A 2,663-nucleotide genomic window follows, 5' to 3' on the forward strand; every position below is an offset into this window, starting at 1 on the left:
GAGCTTGCCGCCGCGAATGCTGGCGCGGACCACCGGTTCGCGCAGGGTGATGGCGCCCACCTCCACCCCGAAACCCTTGATCCGGTAACGCACGTCCACCCGGGCGGCGGCAAAGTCGGGGCGGGCCGGATCGCCTACCGACATCCGGGCGGTGAAGCCGGAAAGGCCAAAGGCTTCCACTTCGGTGCTCGAGGCGACCCCGCGGCGCTCCAGCCAACCGGTCAACGTCTCGCGGGCGATCGCCTTGCGGGCCGCATAGAGCGCCAGCGCCCCCAGCACGAGGACGAGTCCCACCAGCCCCAGAACAAGGCTGATCCGTCGGGTGGTGGTGGCGGGCGTGTCGGTCAAGGCGGTCGATTCAGCTCACGGAGAACCTGAATAGCGCATCAGCCGCAAAACCGTGGCGCCGCTAGAGCCCGCCGAAGCTGGCCAGCGCCACCCCGCCGTCCACAGCGATGGTCTCGCCGACCACATAGTCGCCGGCCCTGCTGGCTAGGTAGATAGCCACGCCCTGCATGTCCTCGTCGCTGCCGATGCGCCGGGCGGGGATGCGCTTGGCCACCTCGTCGCCCTGGTCGCGGGCCACGCGGTTCATTTCGGAGGCGAAGGCCCCGGGCGCGATGGCGCTCATGACGATGCCGTCCGCGATCAGCCGCGCCGCCATCCGGCGGGTCAGGTAGATCAGGCCGGCCTTGGAGGCGTGGTAGGAATAGGTCTCCTGGGGATTGAGCCGGATGCCGTCGATCGAGGCGATGTTGATCACCTTGGCCGGTCGTTCGCGGGTGGCCGCCTTGGCCAGGGCGCCATGCAGGGCCTGGGTGAGAAAGAACGGCGACTTCAGGTTCAGGTCCATCACCTTGTCCCAGCCGCTCTCCGGGAACTCGTCGAACTCCGCCCCCCAGGCGGCGCCGGCGTTGTTCACCAGGATGTCGAGCTTGTCCTCGCGGGCCAGGTAGGCGGCGGTCAGCGCCTTGACGCCGTCCACGGTGGAGACGTCCTGCGGCAGGGAGAAGCAGCGTTCGCCCAGCTCCTTGGCGGTGGCGTCGCAGGCCTCTGCCTTGCGCGAGGAGATGTAGACCTTTGCCGCGCCGCTGCCCAGGAAGCCCTTGGCGATCATCTTGCCGATACCGCGCGAGCCGCCGGTGACCAGCGCCGTGCGCCCCTCCAGCGAAAACAGGTTCGTCGCCATCCCGCCGTCCTCCCATGCTTGTGGTTGAGGCTCCTTCATAGCCCATCAAGCGGGACTGCAAAGCCTGGCAGGACAATTGACTTGGGCGGGTCCGGCGGGGCCTATAACAAGCGTTTGAATTACGCGGCCGCCAGCCTTTTCAATGAGCGGTCCGCCAGCCCTGCGAGGACACGCCCATGGCCGCGATCAATTCGGTGACTGACCTTTCCCACGACGGCGACGTCGCGGTGATCACCCTCAATTCCCCGCCCGTGAACGCGCTCTCGGCCAAGGTCCGCGAGGGGCTGTTCGAGGGCTTCAAGCAGGCCGGCGCCTCCGACGCCAAGGCCATTGTGCTGATCTGCGAGGGCCGCACCTTCATCGCCGGCGCCGACATCACCGAGTTCGGCGGGGCCATGGCCGGCCCTTCGCTGTTCGACGTGCAGGACATGATGGAAGGCTCGCCCAAGCCGGTGGTGGCCGCGATCCACGGAACGGCGCTGGGCGGCGGCCTGGAGGTCGCACTCTGCGCCCACTACCGCGTGGCGGTCCCGTCGGCGCGCCTCGGCCTGCCGGAAGTGGCCCTGGGCCTCTTGCCGGGCGCCGGCGGCACGCAGCGGCTGCCCCGCATCGTCGGCGTCGAGAAGGCCCTGGAGATGGTCACCTCCGGCCAGCACGTGCCGGCCAAGCAGGCCGCCGCCATGGGCCTGGTCGACGAGCTGGTGGAGGAAGGCAAGCTGCGCGAAGGCGCCCTGGCCTTCGCCCGCAAGGCCGTCGCCGAGGGCAAGCCCCTGGTGAAGGTCCGCGACAACAACGCAAGGCTGGAAGAAGCCCGCGGCAAGCCGGAAATCTTCGCCAATTTCCGCAAGGCAAACGCGCGCAAGATGCGCGGCTTCCTAGCCCCGGAAAACAATATCAAGGCCGTGGAGGCGGCGGTGAACTCGGCCACCTTCGACGAAGGGCTGAAAGCCGAGCGCAAGCTGTTCGGCGAGCTGATGGCCGGCCCGCAGTCGGCCGCCCAGCGCTACTATTTCTTCGCCGAGCGCCAGGCCAACAAGATCCCGGACGTGCCCGAGGACACCCCCACCCGCCCCATCAAGAAGGTCGGGATCATCGGCGCCGGCACCATGGGCGGCGGCATCGCCATGAACTTCGCCAACGCCGGCATCCCTGTGGTGATCGTCGAGCAGAAGCAGGAGCCCCTGGACCGGGGTCTGGCCACCATCCGCAAGAACTACGAGCGCACCGCCTCGCGCGGCGGGATCACCGCCGAACAGGTGGAAGAGCGCACCGGCCTGATCACCGGGTCGCTGTCCATGGACGAGTCCTTCGCCGACGTGGACCTGGTCATCGAGGCGGTGTTCGAGCGCATGGATGTGAAGAAGGCGATCTTCACCGACCTGGACCGGATCTGTAAGCCGGGCGCGATCCTGGCCACCAACACCTCGGGCCTAAACATCGACGAGATCGCCTCGGTGACGAAGCGGCCGCAGGA

2 protein-coding genes and 1 pseudogene are annotated in these 2,663 nt (G+C 68.1%); 1 reads left to right on the forward strand and 2 read right to left on the reverse strand.

Features of this window, described 5'->3' with window-relative positions; genetic code table 11:
* Together ACLL81_RS08210 and ACLL81_RS08215 are read right to left on the reverse strand one after the other, a co-directional pair.
* Positions 1 to 348 (reverse strand): annotated as a pseudogene (locus ACLL81_RS08210) (C4-dicarboxylate ABC transporter); the annotation flags it as partial.
* A 61-nt stretch (positions 349 to 409) separates the two neighbouring features.
* Positions 410 to 1,189, reverse strand: coding sequence for an SDR family oxidoreductase (locus ACLL81_RS08215; protein WP_411287861.1), 780 nt, complete (start codon positions 1,187 to 1,189; stop codon positions 410 to 412).
* 176 nt (positions 1,190 to 1,365) lie between these two features.
* On the opposite strand from ACLL81_RS08215, the gene ACLL81_RS08220 reads away from it, so the two are divergent.
* Positions 1,366 to 2,663 (forward strand): 3-hydroxyacyl-CoA dehydrogenase NAD-binding domain-containing protein (locus ACLL81_RS08220; protein ID WP_411287862.1); only part of this gene is annotated, 1,298 nt, incomplete at its 3' end.

Source organism: Phenylobacterium sp. (assembly GCF_046590535.1).
In the GTDB taxonomy this organism is placed as follows: Bacteria; Pseudomonadota; Alphaproteobacteria; order Caulobacterales; family Caulobacteraceae; genus Phenylobacterium.

Bases quoted from the DNA above. Each gene is read 5' to 3' on its own strand.
- ACLL81_RS08215 (WP_411287861.1), bottom strand. From the start codon at position 1,189: ATGGCGACGAACCTGTTTTCGCTGGAGGGGCGCACGGCGCTGGTCACC.